This window comes from Paraburkholderia sp. RL17-337-BIB-A (assembly GCF_046025895.1).
GTDB classification, from domain to species: domain Bacteria; phylum Pseudomonadota; class Gammaproteobacteria; order Burkholderiales; family Burkholderiaceae; genus Paraburkholderia; species Paraburkholderia fungorum_C.
In genome coordinates, this window is sequence record NZ_JARESY010000001.1 from 1,380,275 (window position 1) to 1,395,792 (window position 15,518).

15 protein-coding genes are annotated in these 15,518 nt (G+C 61.6%); 10 read left to right on the forward strand and 5 right to left on the reverse strand.

Annotation, left to right across the window (positions count from 1 at the left end):
* Positions 1-23 precede the first annotated feature (23 nt).
* The 3 genes from P0D84_RS06435 to P0D84_RS06445 all read left to right on the forward strand — a co-directional run bounded on the left by P0D84_RS06435 (position 24) and on the right by P0D84_RS06445 (position 2,609).
* Positions 24-1,610 carry a GMC family oxidoreductase gene (locus P0D84_RS06435; protein WP_408333734.1) on the forward strand — a complete coding sequence of 529 codons (1,587 nt, stop codon included), beginning with the start codon at positions 24-26 and terminating at the stop codon, positions 1,608-1,610.
* Between the two features lie 147 nt (positions 1,611-1,757).
* A complete protein-coding gene (locus P0D84_RS06440) occupies positions 1,758-2,108 on the forward strand; it encodes a ribbon-helix-helix domain-containing protein (RefSeq protein WP_408333737.1) in 351 nt (116 codons plus the stop codon).
* Positions 2,109-2,228: 120 nt separating this feature from the next.
* Positions 2,229-2,609: a DUF5594 family protein gene (locus P0D84_RS06445; protein ID WP_408333740.1), complete on the forward strand. Its 381-nt coding sequence runs from the start codon at positions 2,229-2,231 to the stop codon at positions 2,607-2,609.
* A 30-nt stretch (positions 2,610-2,639) separates the two neighbouring features.
* Here the strand turns inward: P0D84_RS06445 and P0D84_RS06450 are convergent, their stop codons facing one another.
* Entirely contained in the window at positions 2,640-4,031 is a 1,392-nt protein-coding gene (locus tag P0D84_RS06450) for an aminotransferase-like domain-containing protein (protein WP_408333742.1), read from the reverse strand.
* 347 nt (positions 4,032-4,378) lie between these two features.
* On the opposite strand from P0D84_RS06450, the gene P0D84_RS06455 reads away from it, so the two are divergent.
* Genes P0D84_RS06455 through P0D84_RS06485 form a run of 7 tightly spaced genes read left to right on the forward strand, consistent with a single transcriptional unit; the run spans position 4,379 to position 10,216 of the window.
* Positions 4,379-4,861 (forward strand): MSMEG_0572/Sll0783 family nitrogen starvation response protein, encoded by a 483-nt coding sequence (locus tag P0D84_RS06455; protein ID WP_007181138.1) that lies wholly within the window; start codon positions 4,379-4,381, stop codon positions 4,859-4,861.
* Positions 4,862-4,880: 19 nt separating this feature from the next.
* Positions 4,881-5,921 carry a Nit6803 family nitrilase gene (locus P0D84_RS06460; protein WP_408333746.1) on the forward strand — a complete coding sequence of 347 codons (1,041 nt, stop codon included), beginning with the start codon at positions 4,881-4,883 and terminating at the stop codon, positions 5,919-5,921.
* Positions 5,914-6,984, forward strand: coding sequence for an MSMEG_0568 family radical SAM protein (locus P0D84_RS06465; protein WP_408339704.1), 1,071 nt, complete (start codon positions 5,914-5,916; stop codon positions 6,982-6,984). Before P0D84_RS06460 ends, P0D84_RS06465 begins: the two co-directional genes overlap by 8 nt.
* A 2-nt stretch (positions 6,985-6,986) precedes the next feature.
* Positions 6,987-7,586 carry an MSMEG_0567/Sll0786 family nitrogen starvation N-acetyltransferase gene (locus P0D84_RS06470; RefSeq protein WP_408333749.1) on the forward strand — a complete coding sequence of 200 codons (600 nt, stop codon included), beginning with the start codon at positions 6,987-6,989 and terminating at the stop codon, positions 7,584-7,586.
* On the forward strand, positions 7,583-8,602 hold the full coding sequence (locus tag P0D84_RS06475; protein ID WP_408333752.1) for a sll0787 family AIR synthase-like protein: 1,020 nt from the start codon (positions 7,583-7,585) through the stop codon (positions 8,600-8,602). Before P0D84_RS06470 ends, P0D84_RS06475 begins: the two co-directional genes overlap by 4 nt.
* Before the next feature lie 13 nt (positions 8,603-8,615).
* The gene (locus P0D84_RS06480) at positions 8,616-8,900 is read left to right on the forward strand and encodes an MSMEG_0570 family nitrogen starvation response protein (protein ID WP_408333755.1); all 285 of its coding nucleotides are present in this window, start codon (positions 8,616-8,618) and stop codon (positions 8,898-8,900) included.
* A 26-nt stretch (positions 8,901-8,926) separates the two neighbouring features.
* On the forward strand, positions 8,927-10,216 hold the full coding sequence (locus P0D84_RS06485) for an MSMEG_0569 family flavin-dependent oxidoreductase (protein WP_408333758.1): 1,290 nt from the start codon (positions 8,927-8,929) through the stop codon (positions 10,214-10,216).
* Between the two features lie 107 nt (positions 10,217-10,323).
* Here P0D84_RS06485 and P0D84_RS06490 read toward each other — a convergent pair whose 3' ends face one another.
* The 4 genes from P0D84_RS06490 to P0D84_RS06505 form a co-directional block, all read right to left on the reverse strand.
* On the reverse strand, positions 10,324-12,435 hold the full coding sequence (locus P0D84_RS06490) for a phosphocholine-specific phospholipase C (RefSeq protein WP_408333761.1): 2,112 nt from the start codon (positions 12,433-12,435) through the stop codon (positions 10,324-10,326).
* Between the two features lie 81 nt (positions 12,436-12,516).
* Positions 12,517-12,849: a hypothetical protein gene (locus P0D84_RS06495; protein ID WP_408333764.1), complete on the reverse strand. Its 333-nt coding sequence runs from the start codon at positions 12,847-12,849 to the stop codon at positions 12,517-12,519.
* Positions 12,850-13,012: 163 nt separating this feature from the next.
* Positions 13,013-13,843, reverse strand: coding sequence for an alpha/beta fold hydrolase (locus tag P0D84_RS06500; protein WP_408333767.1), 831 nt, complete (start codon positions 13,841-13,843; stop codon positions 13,013-13,015).
* An 8-nt stretch (positions 13,844-13,851) separates the two neighbouring features.
* Positions 13,852-15,444, reverse strand: coding sequence for a benzoate-CoA ligase family protein (locus tag P0D84_RS06505; protein ID WP_408333770.1), 1,593 nt, complete (start codon positions 15,442-15,444; stop codon positions 13,852-13,854).
* Positions 15,445-15,518: the final 74 nt, after the last annotated feature.

The window sequence follows — 15,518 nt, forward strand, 5'->3', positions numbered from 1 at the left end:
AGCCAGAACAGCGGAGACAGAACATGGATCAAGACCACAACAAGGTGCGTTTTTCGCACAACGACGACAAGGTCGTCGTGATCATCGGTTCGGGTGCGGGCGGCGGCACGCTGGCCAACGAACTGGCGCAGAAGGGCATCAACGTCGTCGTGCTGGAAGCGGGCAAATCGCATACGCAAGCCGATTTCACCACGGACGAATGGGGCTCGTTTCAGATGCTGTCATGGCTCGACAAACGCACTACGTCGGGCACATGGCGCATCGCGACGGATTTCCCGAATCTGCCCGCATGGATCTGCAAGACGGTGGGCGGCACGACCACGCACTGGGCGGGCGCCAGTCTGCGTATCAAACCTTACGAGTTCAAGGCGAAGACGACCTACGGCGATATTAAGGATGCCAACCTGCTCGACTGGCCGCTCACCGGCGAGGAACTCGATCCGTATTACGATCGCGCGCAAGCGAAGATGGGGGTGACGCGCACGCAAGGTCTGCCGGGCCTGCCGGGCAATAACAACTTCAAGGTGATGTCCGCCGGCGCGATGAAGGTCGGCTACAAGGAGTGCAATACCGGCCATATGGCGATCAACAGTGTGGTGCGTGACGATCGCGCGCATTGCTTCCAGCGCGGTTTCTGTTTTCAGGGTTGCCGTACCGGAGCGAAGTGGTCCACGCTCTACACCGAATTGCCTCGCGCACAGGCCACGGGCCATATGGAGTTGCGCACGCAGGCGCATGTGGTGCGTATCGAAACCGATGCACGTGGCAAGGCAAAGGAAGTTCTCTACTACGACGGCAACGGCAAGTTGCAGCGGCAAAAGGCACGCATCGTCGCGGTGGCGGGCAATGCGATCGAAACACCGCGTCTGCTGCTGAATTCCCATTCGAGCAAATTCCCGCAAGGCCTCGCGAACGGCTCAGGGCAGCTGGGACGCAATTACATGCGCCACACCACCGGCTCGGTGTATGCGGTGTTCAACGACAAGGTCGACATGTTCAAGGGCACCACGATGGCCGGCATCATCGAAGACGAAGCGGTGTTCAATCCGCAACGCGGCTTCGCGGGCGGCTATCACATGGAGACCGTTTCGCTCGGTCTGCCGTTTTACGCGGCTTTTCTCGACCCGGGCGCATGGGGCCCGACCTTTAGCCAGGCGATGGATCAGTACGCGTACACGGCGGGGATGTGGATCGTCGGCGAGGATATGCCGCGCGAGACCAATCGCGTGACCTTGAATACCGACGTGAAGGATCAGTACGGCCAGCCGGTGGCCAACGTTCATTTCGACGATCACCCGAATGACGAAGCGATGCGCGAGCATGCGTTCAAGCAGGGCACGGCGGTATATGAAGCCGCGGGCGCGAAGACGGTGTACCGCGTACCGCCGTATCCGTCCACCCATAACCTCGGGACCGCGCGGATGAGCGCGCGGGCCGAAGATGGTGTGTGCAACAACTTTGGCCAGACGCACGAGGTGTCGAATCTGTTCATCTCGGACGGCAGCCAGTTCACCACCGGCGCGGCGGAAAACCCGACCATGACGATCGTGACGCTAGCGATCCGCCAGGCCGATCACATCGCGGCGCAGATGAACAAGCGGATGGTGTAAGGCGGGTGAGTGAGCCGGATGCGGCGTTCGGGTTCGATACGATGGTCGAGTGCTGGATGCCGGCGTATGTTGATGACGGAGGGCGGCGTGCCGCGGCGAAATGAAGCAAGCCGTGGCACGTGCGCCTGTAGACAGGGAGTAATGGCCATGTGTGGGATTTACATCAACGCCGATCCGATTCTCTATGAATCGCGCACCCGCTCGCTGCGGATTCACGGTGTGATCACAACGGTCCGGCTGGAGAATCTGTTCTGGGATGTGCTGCACGAGATTGCCGCGCGCGAGAATATGACGACCAGTCAGTTCGCGGTGAAGTTATACGATGAACTCATCGCGCTACGTGGCGAGATGCCGACCAACTTTGCATCGTTCCTGCGGGTGTGCTGTTTGCGCTATCTGTCGATGCGAACGGAGAAGGCCACGAGCGTGTCCGATGCCACGCCGGAACCGGCAACAGTGGTCAACGAGACGAGGCCGCGGATTCTGAAAAAGGTTTGATGCCCAAACGGCCTGCGCGCACGCCGCGTCTGAACATCGCGCACGCCGCGTCAGCGGTAAGTGCGGCCGGTTTCGCATGCTACGATGCTTCGCTCGTTGTGAAGAACGTCGGAGACTTCCATGCGTCCAGAGAGTGCCGCCCGTTTCGATGAACAGTTTGCGCCTCGGATCGCCGAGGCGCTCGCCGCCTGTTTCGCCACCACCGTGCATACCGAAGTGCTGCCTTATGGCGGGCATGGACACCCCACCCGCGTGCGGATTCACGCAACGCCGATCGAAGACCTGCGCCACTACCCGCATCCATTGAATCTGTTTCTGACCTGGGATAGCGACGAGATCGAACGGCTGATGGGTTCCGGAGGGGCGGCGCGCTTCGCTGGCTATCTGGCGGCGTTGCCGCGCAAACTCGAAGCCTGGCGCCATGTGCGCGAACTGGATTTTCTCTCGCACACACAGGCCGAGCCGGCGGTTTTGATCGGCGGCCTCGACTTCGAGTCTTAGGCCGCCGCCGCGTTGATCCAGGCGGACAACTCACATCACCGGAGAATGCAGATGATGCGGATGGTCGAGTGTCTCGCCCACGATGCGTAGCGCCTCTGCACATTCGTCGCGCGTTTTCGAGCCACCGAGACACACGCGCATCGCGTTCGGTGGATTACCGTCGGTGGAAAATGCCGCGCCTGCAACCGCGGCGATCCCCTGATTGCGCAGTTGCAACGCAAGTTCCGACGCGCTCCAGCCGCTCTCGACCGGCACCGGCAACCACAAATGAAAGCCGTCCGGATGCGCTTCGTAAGGCCACGATTCGAGCATGCGCGAGGCAATCGCCTGGCGTGCACGCGATTCATTGCGGATCGCGTTGAGCATGTCGAGCGCGGTGCCGTCGGCGATCCATTGCGTCGCGAGCGTGACCGTGAACGGACTTGCCATCACCGTTGTCGCGCGCAACGCGCCGGCGAGGCGCTGGGTTTGCCTTGCAGTCGGCGCGTGCAGATGCGCAACCCGCAAACCGGCGCCGAAGCTCTTCGATAGACCCGTCACGTAGTAGGTCAGTTCGGGGGCGAAGCTCGCGAGCGCGTCGGGCGCGCTCTGCGGCAGCATGGCGTAGGCATCGTCTTCGATGATCGGCACGCTGTAGCGCAACGCGACGTCGGCGAGCGCCTCGCGCCGTTGGTGCGTGAGCGTCAGCGTGCTCGGGTTTTGCAGCGTCGGATTGCAATAGAACGCGCTCGGCTTATCGGTTTTGCAGAGCGCTTCGAAGGCGTGGGCGAGCGGCCCTTCGTCGTCGCGCGGCAGGGCTTGCAGACGTACGCCGAGTTGTGCGGCGATCGCCTTGATGCCGGGGTAAGCCAGCGTGTCGAGGCAGATCGTGCCGCCGGGCCGCGCCAACTGGGAGACGAGCGCGACCAGCGCGCTGTGAATGCCGGGGCATACCAATACGTTCTGCGCGTCGCAATGCGGCACGCGACGCTTCAGCCACTCGGCTCCCGCGTCCTTGTCGGCGGCCGAGCCGCCGAAATCCTGATAACGCAGTAACTGATAGGGATCGCTGTCGTTCATCAGACGAGCCGCCGAGTCGCGCAAACGCGCGGCATGGTCGGGCGGCTCCGGCGGCGTGTTCATCGACATCTCGATGCTGCTGCCGCCGGCGAGCGGCAAGGTAGCAGTGCGACCACGCACGAAGGTGCCGCTGCCGGCGCGCGAATCGAGCAGGCCGCGCTTCTTCGCTTCCGCATACGCGCGTGCCACCGTCGTGTAGTTCAGCGCGAGTGCTTCGGCCAGATCGCGCAGTCCCGGCAAGCGGTCGCGCGGCCGCAGCCTGCCGGTGGCGAGATCTTCTTCGATCAGATCGGGAATCGCGAGATAGGCCGGCTTGCGAATGTCGGCGAGACGTTTGATCCAGTGATGTGTCGGGCTGCTCATTAATAGGCGTCCGTTGGGGCCATGATCATTGATCGGATCTGAATGCGATCAATGATCGGATTGATCGTCCGTGGTGAATGAGTGCACCACCCCGACACGTCTTGACAGCCAAACCGCACCCGGCTGGTGCGATATCGACGCGCTAGAGGCGATCGCTCGCGATGCTCCGGCTGTACGCAAGCTTCGCGCCAAAAATATTTTCGAGTCGCATCTCGAATCGAGACCGATTTGATTGCTGATTGATCGCATTTGCGTGGTCGATCAATGGCACGGCCGTTGCATAAGGAGAGGGCGCACAGATCGAACGCGCGCCATCTTTTACTTAGCAAACCTGATCGGAGAGTGTCATGCCAGCCGTCAACAAACCGCTGCATCAGAAGGGCGATTACCTTGTCGACTACGAAGAGAAAGTCTTCGAAGACGTGAAGGCCGAACCTGGCGAGAAGGCACTCGTCACGTTTCATACGGTCGCGTTCGAAGGGTCGATCGGTTTCGTCAATCTGTTGCAGGCCACGCGTCTGCAACGCAAGGGCTTTGAAACATCCGTACTGCTGTACGGGCCGGGTGTCACGCTCGGTCTGCAACGCGGCTTTCCCACGCTCGGCGATGAAGCGTTCCCCGGCCACCTGAACTTCAACAAGCAATTGACGAAGTTCATGGAAGAGGGCGGCAAGGTGTACGCCTGCCGCTTCGCGCTACAAGCCCTCTATGGGCACGGCGAGGCCTCGCTGATCGAAGGCATTCGCCCGATCAGTCCGCTCGACGTGCTCGATATCCAGCTGCTGCATCGCAAGGACAACGCGCTGGTCATCCACACGTGGACGGTTTGACGAGAGGCGGGTGACCCCTATGTCCGACAAACGCATCGTGCGTGCCGCCGCGGTCCAGATCGCACCGGACTTCGAACGCAGCGGCGGCACCCTCGAGAAGGTCTGCGAGGCCATCGAGAAAGCAGCGCGCGAAGGCGTGCAGCTCATCGTGTTCCCCGAAACCTTCGTGCCGTACTACCCGTACTTTTCTTTCGTGCGCCCGCCGGTTGCTTCCGGCGCCGATCACATGAAACTCTATGAGGAAGCCGTGATCGTGCCGGGCCCGGTGACACAGGCGGTGGCCGAGCGGGCGCGCTTGCATCGGATGGTGGTGGTGCTTGGCGTCAACGAGCGCGATCACGGCAGTCTCTACAACACGCAGTTGATCTTCGACGCGGACGGTCAGTTGGTGCTCAAGCGCCGCAAGATCACGCCGACGTTTCATGAACGGATGATCTGGGGCCAGGGCGATGCGGCCGGTTTGAAGGTCGCGCAAACGGCGGTGGCGCGCGTCGGCGCGCTCGCTTGCTGGGAGCACTACAACCCGCTCGCACGTTATGCGTTGATGACGCAGCACGAAGAGATTCATTGCAGCCAGTTCCCCGGCTCGCTGGTGGGGCCGATTTTCGCTGATCAGATCGAGGTGACGATCCGGCATCACGCACTGGAGTCGGGCTGCTTCGTGGTCAATGCGACGGGCTGGCTGACCGAGGCGCAGATTGCTTCGGTCACGTCCGATACGAATCTGCAAAAGGCGCTGCGCGGCGGTTGCAATACCGCGATCGTTTCACCTGAAGGGCAACATCTGGCGCAACCGCTGCGTGAAGGCGAGGGCATGGTGATCGCCGATCTCGACATGGCGTTGATCACCAAACGCAAACGCATGATGGATTCGGTCGGCCACTACGCGCGGCCCGAATTGTTGAGTCTTGCGATCAACCGGCGGCCGGCGGAAACCGTCGCGCCGATGCCGGCGTGCCCCAGCGCTGCAAACGCAAGCACCGGTTTCAATTCAAACGAGGGATGGCGCGATGAACTCCAGCGAGACACTGTCGGCAGCGAGCCGGCAATTAATGACTGAATTGCAGTCGGCCGGTTTGCGGCTCGTGTCTCCGGATGCGGGCGCCGCGAGCCGGCGTGGCGGCGCGGGTCCATCGGACCACAAGGCGGTCACGGTCGACGGCGTGACGATCATGGTGCCGGTGCATACGAGCACCGCCTGGCATTCGCCGTTCGTTGCAGAGACGCCGGATGTGAACGGGTCGAGTGCGTTGCTGCGCGGCACGATTCCGATTGCCAACATCAGCTTTCCAAAAGCACCGCGCTTTTACGGCATGCAGACGCTCGACGGCGTGCCGTACTCGCACATTGCCACGCTGCACAGCGCGGACGTGCTGGCAACGACCGTGCTGCAAACCTGCATTCGCTACGAGAGCCGCCGCAAGAGTTGCAAGTTCTGTGCGATTGGGCAGTCGCTCGCGGCGGGACGCACGATTGCGCGCAAGACGCCGGAGCAATTGGCCGAAGTGGCGCGCGCCGCCGTCTTGCTCGACGGCGTCAAGCATATGGTGCTGACCACCGGCACGCCGCCCACCTCCGATCGCGGCGCGCAGATTCTGTGCGAAAGCGCCTTCGCCATCAAGGCGGCGGTCGATCTGCCGATCCAGGCCCAATGCGAGCCGCCCGACGACGACCGCTGGTTCGCGCGCATGAAAGCAAGCGGCATCGACACGCTCGGCATGCATCTCGAAGTGGTGACGCCCGCATTGCGGGACCGCATCATGCCGGGCAAAGCGAGTGTGCCGTTGGCGCGATACATGGAAGCATTCAAAGCTGCGGTTGCAGTATTTGGACGCGCTCAGGTGAGTACCTACATACTCGCCGGTCTGGGCGATAGCGCGGAAGCGATTCTGACGATGTCGCGCGAGTTGATCGAACTCGGCGTCTATCCGTTCGTCGTGCCTTTTGTGCCGATCAGCGGCACGCCACTGGAAGATCATCCGGCGCCTACGCCTGAATTCATGAAGTCGATTCTGCAGCCGCTCGGCGGCATGCTCAACGCCGCGGCGATGCGCTCCAGCGATATCAAGGCCGGTTGCGGAAAATGCGGCGCGTGTTCGTCGCTGTCGTCGTACGAGGAGTGATCATGTTCGGTGAAGCGATTGCAGGCGAGGCGCCCGACGGCGAAGTGAGTTTCGTGCCCTATGCCCCAAACGAGTTTCGCATCAAGTGGACGACGCTCGATTGGGAAGCCGACGCAGCGTACAAGCTGCGGCGTGCGGTGTTTTGCATTGAGCAAGGCATCTTTGTCGGCGATGACCGGGACGAGATCGACAGCCACGCGCAACAACTCGTGGCAGTGAGCTGTGTGGCTGGCATGCCGGAGCAGGTGGTTGGCACGGTGCGGATTCATCGTGATAAGGGCAACGTATGGTTTGGTTCGCGCCTCGCCGTCCATGCCGCGTTTCGCCGTCACGGCAAGATCGGCGCGACGCTGATTCGTCTCGCCGTGAGCAGTGCCCATGCGCTCGGCTGTGAGACTTTCCTCGCGCACGTGCAGAGTCAGAACGTGCCGTTGTTTCGCGCGATGCATTGGGATGTGCTCGCCGAAGAAATGTTATTGGGGCGGCCGCATCACCTGATGCAGGCGCAACTGGACTGGTATCCACCGTGTGTGACGCCGTATGGCGGCTTCGTGACTCACACGCAACAACGCGGACTTGCTGCTGCACGGAGCGCGGCATGAGCGTGGCCGATCTCGTTGCAAGCTTGCGGGAGAGTCGCGGGTTCCGGCATAAGACGGATATCGTCGATGTGGTCGGCTCACTCGCACGGCATATGCCGCGCGGCGAGCAGGACCTCGCGCAGGCCGTCGCGCTTGGCGACGATTGCGCGGCCATTGCCGATGGCGATGGCTATCTGCTGTTCGCAATCGAAGGCATGGTCAGTGATTTCGTGAGCGCGATGCCGTGGTTTGCCGGCTACAGCAGCGTGATGGTCAACGTCAGCGATATCTATGCGATGGGCGGGCGGCCGCTGGCGGTGGTCGACGCACTATGGAGCCAGGGAATCGGCGCGGCCGAGGAAGTGCTCGCGGGCATGGCGGCGGCTTCGGTCGCTTATGGCGTACCGATAGTGGGCGGTCATACGAATACGCGCAGCGATGCGTCGCAATTGGCGGTATCGATCGTGGGGCGCGCAAAAGCGCTGCTCTCGAGTTTCAACGCGAAGCCCGGTGACCGGTTGATGATGGCCATCGATTTGTGCGGCCGCTTCGAGGAGCCGTATCCGTTCTGGAATGCATCGGTGGATGCGCCACCTGAGCGTTTGAGAGCGGATCTCGAACTGTTGCCGCGGTTTGCGGAAAGTGGCTTATGCGATGCGGCGAAAGACATCAGCATGGCCGGCACACTCGGCACGGCGTTGATGCTGCTCGAATGCTCCAGGGTCGGCGCACGGATCGAGCTCGACCGTATTCCGAAGCCTGCCGAGGTTCCTTTGGAACGCTGGCTCACGGCATTCCCGAGCTTTGGTTATTTGCTATCCGTTCGGGAAGAACATGTCGATGCAGTGCAGGCGCAGTTCGACGCGCGCGCGCTGGCTTGCGCCGTGATCGGTTCGGTCGACGCTACGTCTGAAGTGGTTGTGCGTCAGCACGATGAGGCTGCGACGTTGTGGGACTTCAATCGCGAGCCGTTCATTGTGGCAAAGGACAAGTCGCTTGCGACGCATGCATTGGCTATTCATGGATTGAATGATTGATTGAGGATTGGCAATGCCTGTCATGCACTTTCGGATTCAGTGGCCTGACGGCGATGAAGCGAACTGCTATTCGCCTTCGCTCGTCATTGGCGATTTCTTAAAACCTGGTGAAGCCTACGCGCTGAACGATTTCGTCGAACGATCGCGGCAGGCGTTAGGTATCGCGTTGGAGCGTGTGCGCGCGAAGTACGGCTTTGCGTGCTCGGCGGCGATGGATCAGCTCGCGCGGATCGAACGCGACGCCGAGCGTTTTCGCGATCAACCCGAGGCGACCGTCAAGGTGATCGAGTTCAGCTAGGCGCTTATTTTTGCAGAGGATGCATCATGTCGAATCCAGCACGTCACGCGCGCGTTGACGGGCATTTCAGCGTGCTCGTCATCGGCGGTGGGCAGGCGGGTCTGTCGGTCAGCTACTACCTCAGCCAGGCGGGTATCGACCATCTGGTTGTGGAAAAGAACACGTTGACGCATACGTGGCGCCAGCAGCGCTGGGACGCGTTTTGTCTCGTGACGCCGAACTGGCAGTGCGCATTGCCCGGCTACCCCTACCTCGGCGACGATCCGCACGGGTTCATGAAGAAGCACGAGATCATCGACTACCTCGACGGCTTCATCGCGCACGTCGATGCGCCGGCGATCGAACACGCGGAAGTCAAGCGCGTGAAGCAACGCGACGACGGCCTCTATTCGATCGTGACCACGCAAGGTGATTTCACAGCGGATCAGGTCGTGGTCGCTTCGGGCGGCTATCACACGCCGATCGTGCCGCGGCTCGCAGAGCGCTTGCCCGCAAGCATCGTGCAGTTGCAATCGTCCGCGTATCGGAATCCACAGGCGTTGCCCGAGGGTGCGGTCATGGTGGTCGGCACCGGGCAGTCCGGCGCGCAGATCGCGGAGGACCTGCATCTGGCCGGACGCAAGGTGGTGCTTGCGGTCGGCGAGGCGCCGCGTTGCGCGCGTTTCTATCGTGGGCGCGATGTGGTCGATTGGCTCGCTGACATGCAGTACTACGACATGCCGGTCGAAAAGCACCCGTTGCGCGAAGGCGTGCGCGACAACACCAATCATTATGTGACCGGCCGCGATGGCGGGCGCGACATCGACCTGCGCAAATTCGCCGCCGAAGGCATGGAACTGTACGGCAGGCTCGACGATCTGCGCGACGGACAATTCCATTTCGCGCCGACACTCGCAGCGAATCTCGATGCCGCGGACGATACGTACAACCGGATCAATGCGGGCATCGACGGCTTTATTGAAAAGCATGGCATCGACGCACCGGCGGGCGAGGTTTACGAACCCGTCTGGCGGCCAGGCGAAGAACGAACGACGCTCGATCTTCACACTAGCGGCATTTCGGCGATCATCTGGTGCATCGGTTTCACGCCGGACTTTAGCTGGCTAGACGCCCCGGTATTCAACGGTCGCGGTTATCCGGCGCACACGCGTGGCATTACACCCATCGACGGTTTGTATTTCGTCGGCCTGCCGTGGCTGCATACGTGGGGTTCGGGGCGCTTCTCCGGCGTAGCGCGTGATGCGGAGTTCGTGGTGCACGCGATTCGCGAGAAGGCACAAGAACGAGTGTCGGTGGGGGCTGCTGTGGCGGCGTGAGACTGTGGCTTATGCGTTGCGACGCGAATGCATGAAGAAGCGGCCGCTGCGATAAAAAGCAGCGGCCGCTTCTTCGGGTACCGGCCGAATTGAAATGCAGTTGAAGCTTAGCTTCCCAACGCCGGATCGCTCATGCTGCTCTGGCCGGTTTCCACGTGTCCGGCGAAGCGGCGCGCGAACGACCGGTCCGTGTCGACGGTAATCGCCAGATCGTACCAGCCATGGGCGTTGCGCAGATCGAGATACAACTGTTCGGTATCGCCGCCGCGCACCGAATGCTTGATCACGTTGTTCGCGTCATAGGCGTTGACGATCGTGAACTGGCAGCGCGCGCTGCCCGCGTTTGCCAGCCGCAATTGCAGGTTGCCGTTCGCGACGTCGTAGCCTTCGGCAACTTCCGGGCGCGCAATATCGGACCCGTTCCACCAGTTTCTCGCGACCGGTTTGCCGGCAAAGCGGCGCAGAAAACCGTTCGGTCCGTACACGGTGAAATCGTACGTGCCGTCGGCATTCAATGGTAACGGGTCCTGCAACTGCTTGCCGGCTTCGACCGTATACGTACGCGGTGCGTCGAGACCGTTCGCTGCATAGACGAGAAACACCGCGCCCGCGCGGCCCGAATTGACGAAACGCATTGTCAGCTGGTTGCCCGAGCCTTCGCCTTGCACGCGCACGAACAATTCGTATGGCAACGCGCGCGCCGGGCGCACGCCGGGTTCCTGCTTCGGCACGGCCTGCAGGAGCGGCGGCAGCGGCACATAGTCCGGATGCCGGTTCTGATCGGGCGGGACATAGCCGCTCGTGCTCGGCAGCGCCGGGAACGCGTCGTTCGGGTTGCTGAAGTTGAATGCCGACATCAGATCGCCGCACACCGCGCGACGCCACGGCGTGATGTTCGATTCGCCGAGGTTGTGCTGCTGGCCGAAACGCTTTTCGATGAAGCGGATCACGGAAGTATGGTCGAACAGTTCCGAGCACACGTAGCCGCCTTTCGACCACGGCGAGACCACCAGCATCGGCACGCGCGGCCCGAGGCCGTACGGGCCTGCGGGTGTTTTGCTGTCACCGGCATAGTTTTCATTGCTGGTGTCGACGGTGGACAAACCATTCGCGCTCGAGGCCGGTGCGAACGGCGGCGCCATGTGATCGAAGAAGCCGTCGTTCTCGTCGTAGTTGATCAGCAGCACGGTCTTGCTCCACACCTCGGGATTGGACGTGAGAACCTGCAAGACCTGATCGATGTACCACGCACCGTAATTGGTCGGCCAGTTCGGGTGCTCGGAATACGCTTCCGGCGCGACGATCCACGAGACTTGCGGCAGGGCGTTGTTCTGCACGTCGCGCTTGAGGATGTCGAAATAGCCGTCGCCATTGGCCGCATTGGTGCCGATACGCGCATTGTCGTACAGCGGGTTGCCCGGTTGCGCGTTGCGGTACTGGTTGAAGTAGAGCAGCGAGTTGTCGCCAAAGTTGCCGATGTAGGGGTTCTGCGTCCAGCCCCACGCGCCGCTTGCGTTGAGCCCGGTACCCATGTCCTGGTAGATCTTCCAAGTGATGCCTGCGTTCTGCAGCACTTCCGGATAGGTCGACCAGCCGTAGCCGAGTTCGGCGTTATCGATCACCGGGCCGCCGCCAGAGCCGTCGTTGCCCACCCAGCCGCTCCACATGTAGTAGCGGTTCGGGTCGGTCGGGCCCATCAGCGAGCAGTGGTATGCGTCGCAGATCGTAAAGGCGTCGGCGAGCTGGTAGTGAAACGGAATGTCCTCGCGCGTGAAGTAAGCCATCGTCGTGGTGCCCTTGGACGGCACCCATTGATCGTAACGGCCGCCGTTCCATGCTGCGTGCGTGGTGGTCCAGTCGTGCGCGAGGTCCTGCAGGAATTGCAGGCCCAGGGTCGGTGCCGTCGGGCGGAACGGCAATACATACCCGGCATCCGCGGCGAGCGGCTGATACCACACTGGTTTGCCGTTGGGCAGGTTGATCGCGCGCGTGTCGCCGAAACCGCGTACGCCCTTGAGCGTGCCGAAGTAGTGGTCGAACGAGCGGTTTTCCTGCATCAGCACGATGATGTGCTCGACGTCGCGAATGCTGCCGGTCTTGTTGTTGGCGGGAATCGCGAGGGCGTTGCGAATGCCCAGCGGCAACATGCTCAACGCGGTGGCGGAACCGGCTGCATGCGCGGCGGAGCGCAGAAAATCACGGCGATTTTTTGAAGTCATGGTTTTGGCTTTCGATCTTCATGAGAGGAACGAACCATGCGGCGCGCGAGCGTGAGCCACGTGGCGCATGGGGTGCGGAACTCAATCTACGGTATGGATGACGGGTGTGGCGAGCGGCGTCGAGGCGGCTGCGGACAGAGCCGTGTCGGCGCTTGATGCGGGCAGTGCAGGGGTTTGAATCGTCAGTGCGGGTAGTACGGGTAGGGCGGGTGAGGCAGGCGCGGCGGACGACGGGTTCGCTGACAGAACCTGTGACGTGCCGCCGTTATCGGTGGAACTCGCTGCGTGCGTGTCTGGTGATGGGTCGTCGCCGTTGCCACAGGCACCGAGCATGCCGCATAAGGACATGACGATCAGTGCGCCTGCCAAACGTTTGCGCAGTAAAGCAGCAGTCGGCTTCGACACAGCGGACATGGAATGTCTCCAGCACGGGGGAGGGAGCGCTGAGGCATTCGCGTGCCAAGGTCAGCGATGCAAGAGAATAGTCGCTGATCTGTGTAAGTTTTGTGAAGGAGCGGTAATGCAATGGTGATACATGGTGAGGTTCGTGACCGTCGCCGGCGTGCCGTAACGATGTTCAACGCCGCCGCGAAATAAATGCCGCAATCGCCTCATTCAACGCAACCGGCGCATCGCGATGCGGCGAGTGCCCACAATCGTCGAGTTTCACCAGTTGCGCGTGCGGCACACGCTCGCCAATCGTGTCGATCTGCGCCATCGTGCCGTAGTTGTCGTCGTGGCCTTGCACTGCGAGCAGCGGTTGCCTGATAGCGCCCAACTCATCGACGATGCGCCATTCTCTAAACGCGGGATTCAACCAGATATCGTTCCAGCCATAGAACGCGGAATCGACGTCGGCGTGATAGCGGCTTAGCTTGCTGCGCAGGTCGGTTGTTTCGTAGAGCTGTTTCGTCTGCGCGATGCTTTCCACCGAGATATTTTCGACGAATACGTGCGGTGCGATTGCTACCGCGCCGGCCAATGCATCTGGATGCAGCGCTGCGTAGAGCAGCGTAATCGAGCCGCCGTCGCTATGGCCGATCAGCCACATGCGCTTGCGTTCCTGCATATTGATATCGAGTGCGTCGAGCAAAGCAGGCAGGATGTCGCGCGCTTGCGCGGTCATGAAATCCACCGGCCATTTGACATCATGCTCGCGCGGAGTGGAGAGTCCATAACCGGGCCGTGAGTAGACGAGCCCACGCATGCCGAGTTGCTCGCACAAGGACTGCGGCCAGTCGCGCCACATCGCAATCGATCCGAGTCCTTCATGCAGGAATACGGCAATCGGTGCATTAGCCGCCGCTTCATTCACCCAACGATATTCGATGCGCAATGGCCCATGCGATGCAGTAGCGGGCAGTTCTGCGAAGTCGCTGTTAGAGATTGCGGTTGCGGGGTTCTGCATGGATCACCTTATGACTGTTCGCGCAGTTTGAAGCGTTGAATCTTACCGGTAGCGGTTTTCGGCAAATCGTCGACGAATAGAATATCGCGCGGATACTTGTGCGGCGCGAGCCGTTCCTTGACGAAAGCCTTCAACTCATCCACGAGTATCTCAGAGGGCGCGAATTCACGCTTCAACACCACGAACGCGCGGGTTTTCACGAGGCCGCCGTGATCCACGCCGACCACCGCCGCTTCGAGCACCGCATCGTGCTGTACCAATACCATTTCCACTTCGACGGGCGATACATACTGGCCGCTCACTTTCAGCATGTCGTCGCTGCGGCCCGCGTACACGTAGCAGCCGTTCGCCAGACGACAGTACTTATCGCCGCTGCGAATCCATTCGCCGAGGAATGTCGCGCGCGACTTCTCGCGATTGCTCCAGTACATCAACGCCGCGCTCGGCCCTTTGATATACAGATCGCCGACTTCGCCGTCGGGCACGGCATGACCGGCTTCGTCGCGCAGTTCGACCTCGTAGCCGGGCACGGGGCGTCCCGTGGTGCCGTATTCAACTTCCCCCGTGCGATTCGACAGGAAGATATGCAACATTTCGGTTGAGCCGATACCGTCGAGAATCTCGCAGCCGAAGTGCGCTGTAAAGCGCTCACCGATTTCGCGCGGTAGCGCTTCACCCGCCGACGTGCACACGCGCATCGCAACATCGGCGCGCGCGGGCAGGTTAGGGCTCACGAGCATGCTCGCGTACAGCGTCGGCACGCCATAGAAAACGGTCGGGCGATGCCTCACAAGGCGCGTAAAAATGGCGTCAGCGGTGGGTCGCTCGGCCATCAGCACGGCAGTAGCGCCAACTGAAAGCGGGAACGTCAGACCGTTGCCGAGTCCATACGCAAAAAACAGTTTGGCCGCCGAGAAAACCACATCGCTTTCGACGATGCCGAGAATCGGCTTCGCGTATAACTCGGCGGTCCAGTACAGATTCGCGTGCGTGTGGACCGTGCCTTTTGGTTTGCCGGTCGAGCCCGACGAATACAGCCAGAATGCGATATCGTCGCAACCTGTCGTGGACGCTTTGATGGCCGGCGTGGCCGCGTCGATCAGATCCTTGAGTAGCGGCGCCATCAAAGGCTCGCTTTCGGGCGGCTGCGAGACGATCAACTGGCAACCGTCGTGTTCGGCCGTATCCATCGCCTGCGTGACGTTCGGCAGCAATGCGCCCGATGCGATCACGGCGCGCGCGTGGCTGTGCGTCAACATGTACACGTAGTCGGCAGCGGTGAGCAGCGTGTTCGCGACGACTGGCACGACGCCCGCATAGAGCGCACCGAGAAAGGCAATCGGCAGTTCGATGGTATCGAGCATGACCAGCAGCACGCGCTCTTCCGGATGCACGCCGAGTGTGCGCAATGCGCTCGCGAAGCGCCGGGCCCGTTCTTCGAGTTCGCCGTAAGTGGTGGTGCCGGTGTCGTCGATATAAGCGGTCTTGCCGGCGCGGGATTCATTCAGTCGAAACAGGTAGGCCGCGAAATTGAATAGCGCGGGCGGCGGCTCGACCGTCGCGGCGGGCTGACTCGCAGCCGTGTCCAGCAGGGCTTCCATATGTCTCCTCCATCGGGTGGGGCGGTCCGGCGGTTATGTGCTCGTGATCCGCGCGATGCTTGCGTGCCAAGTGC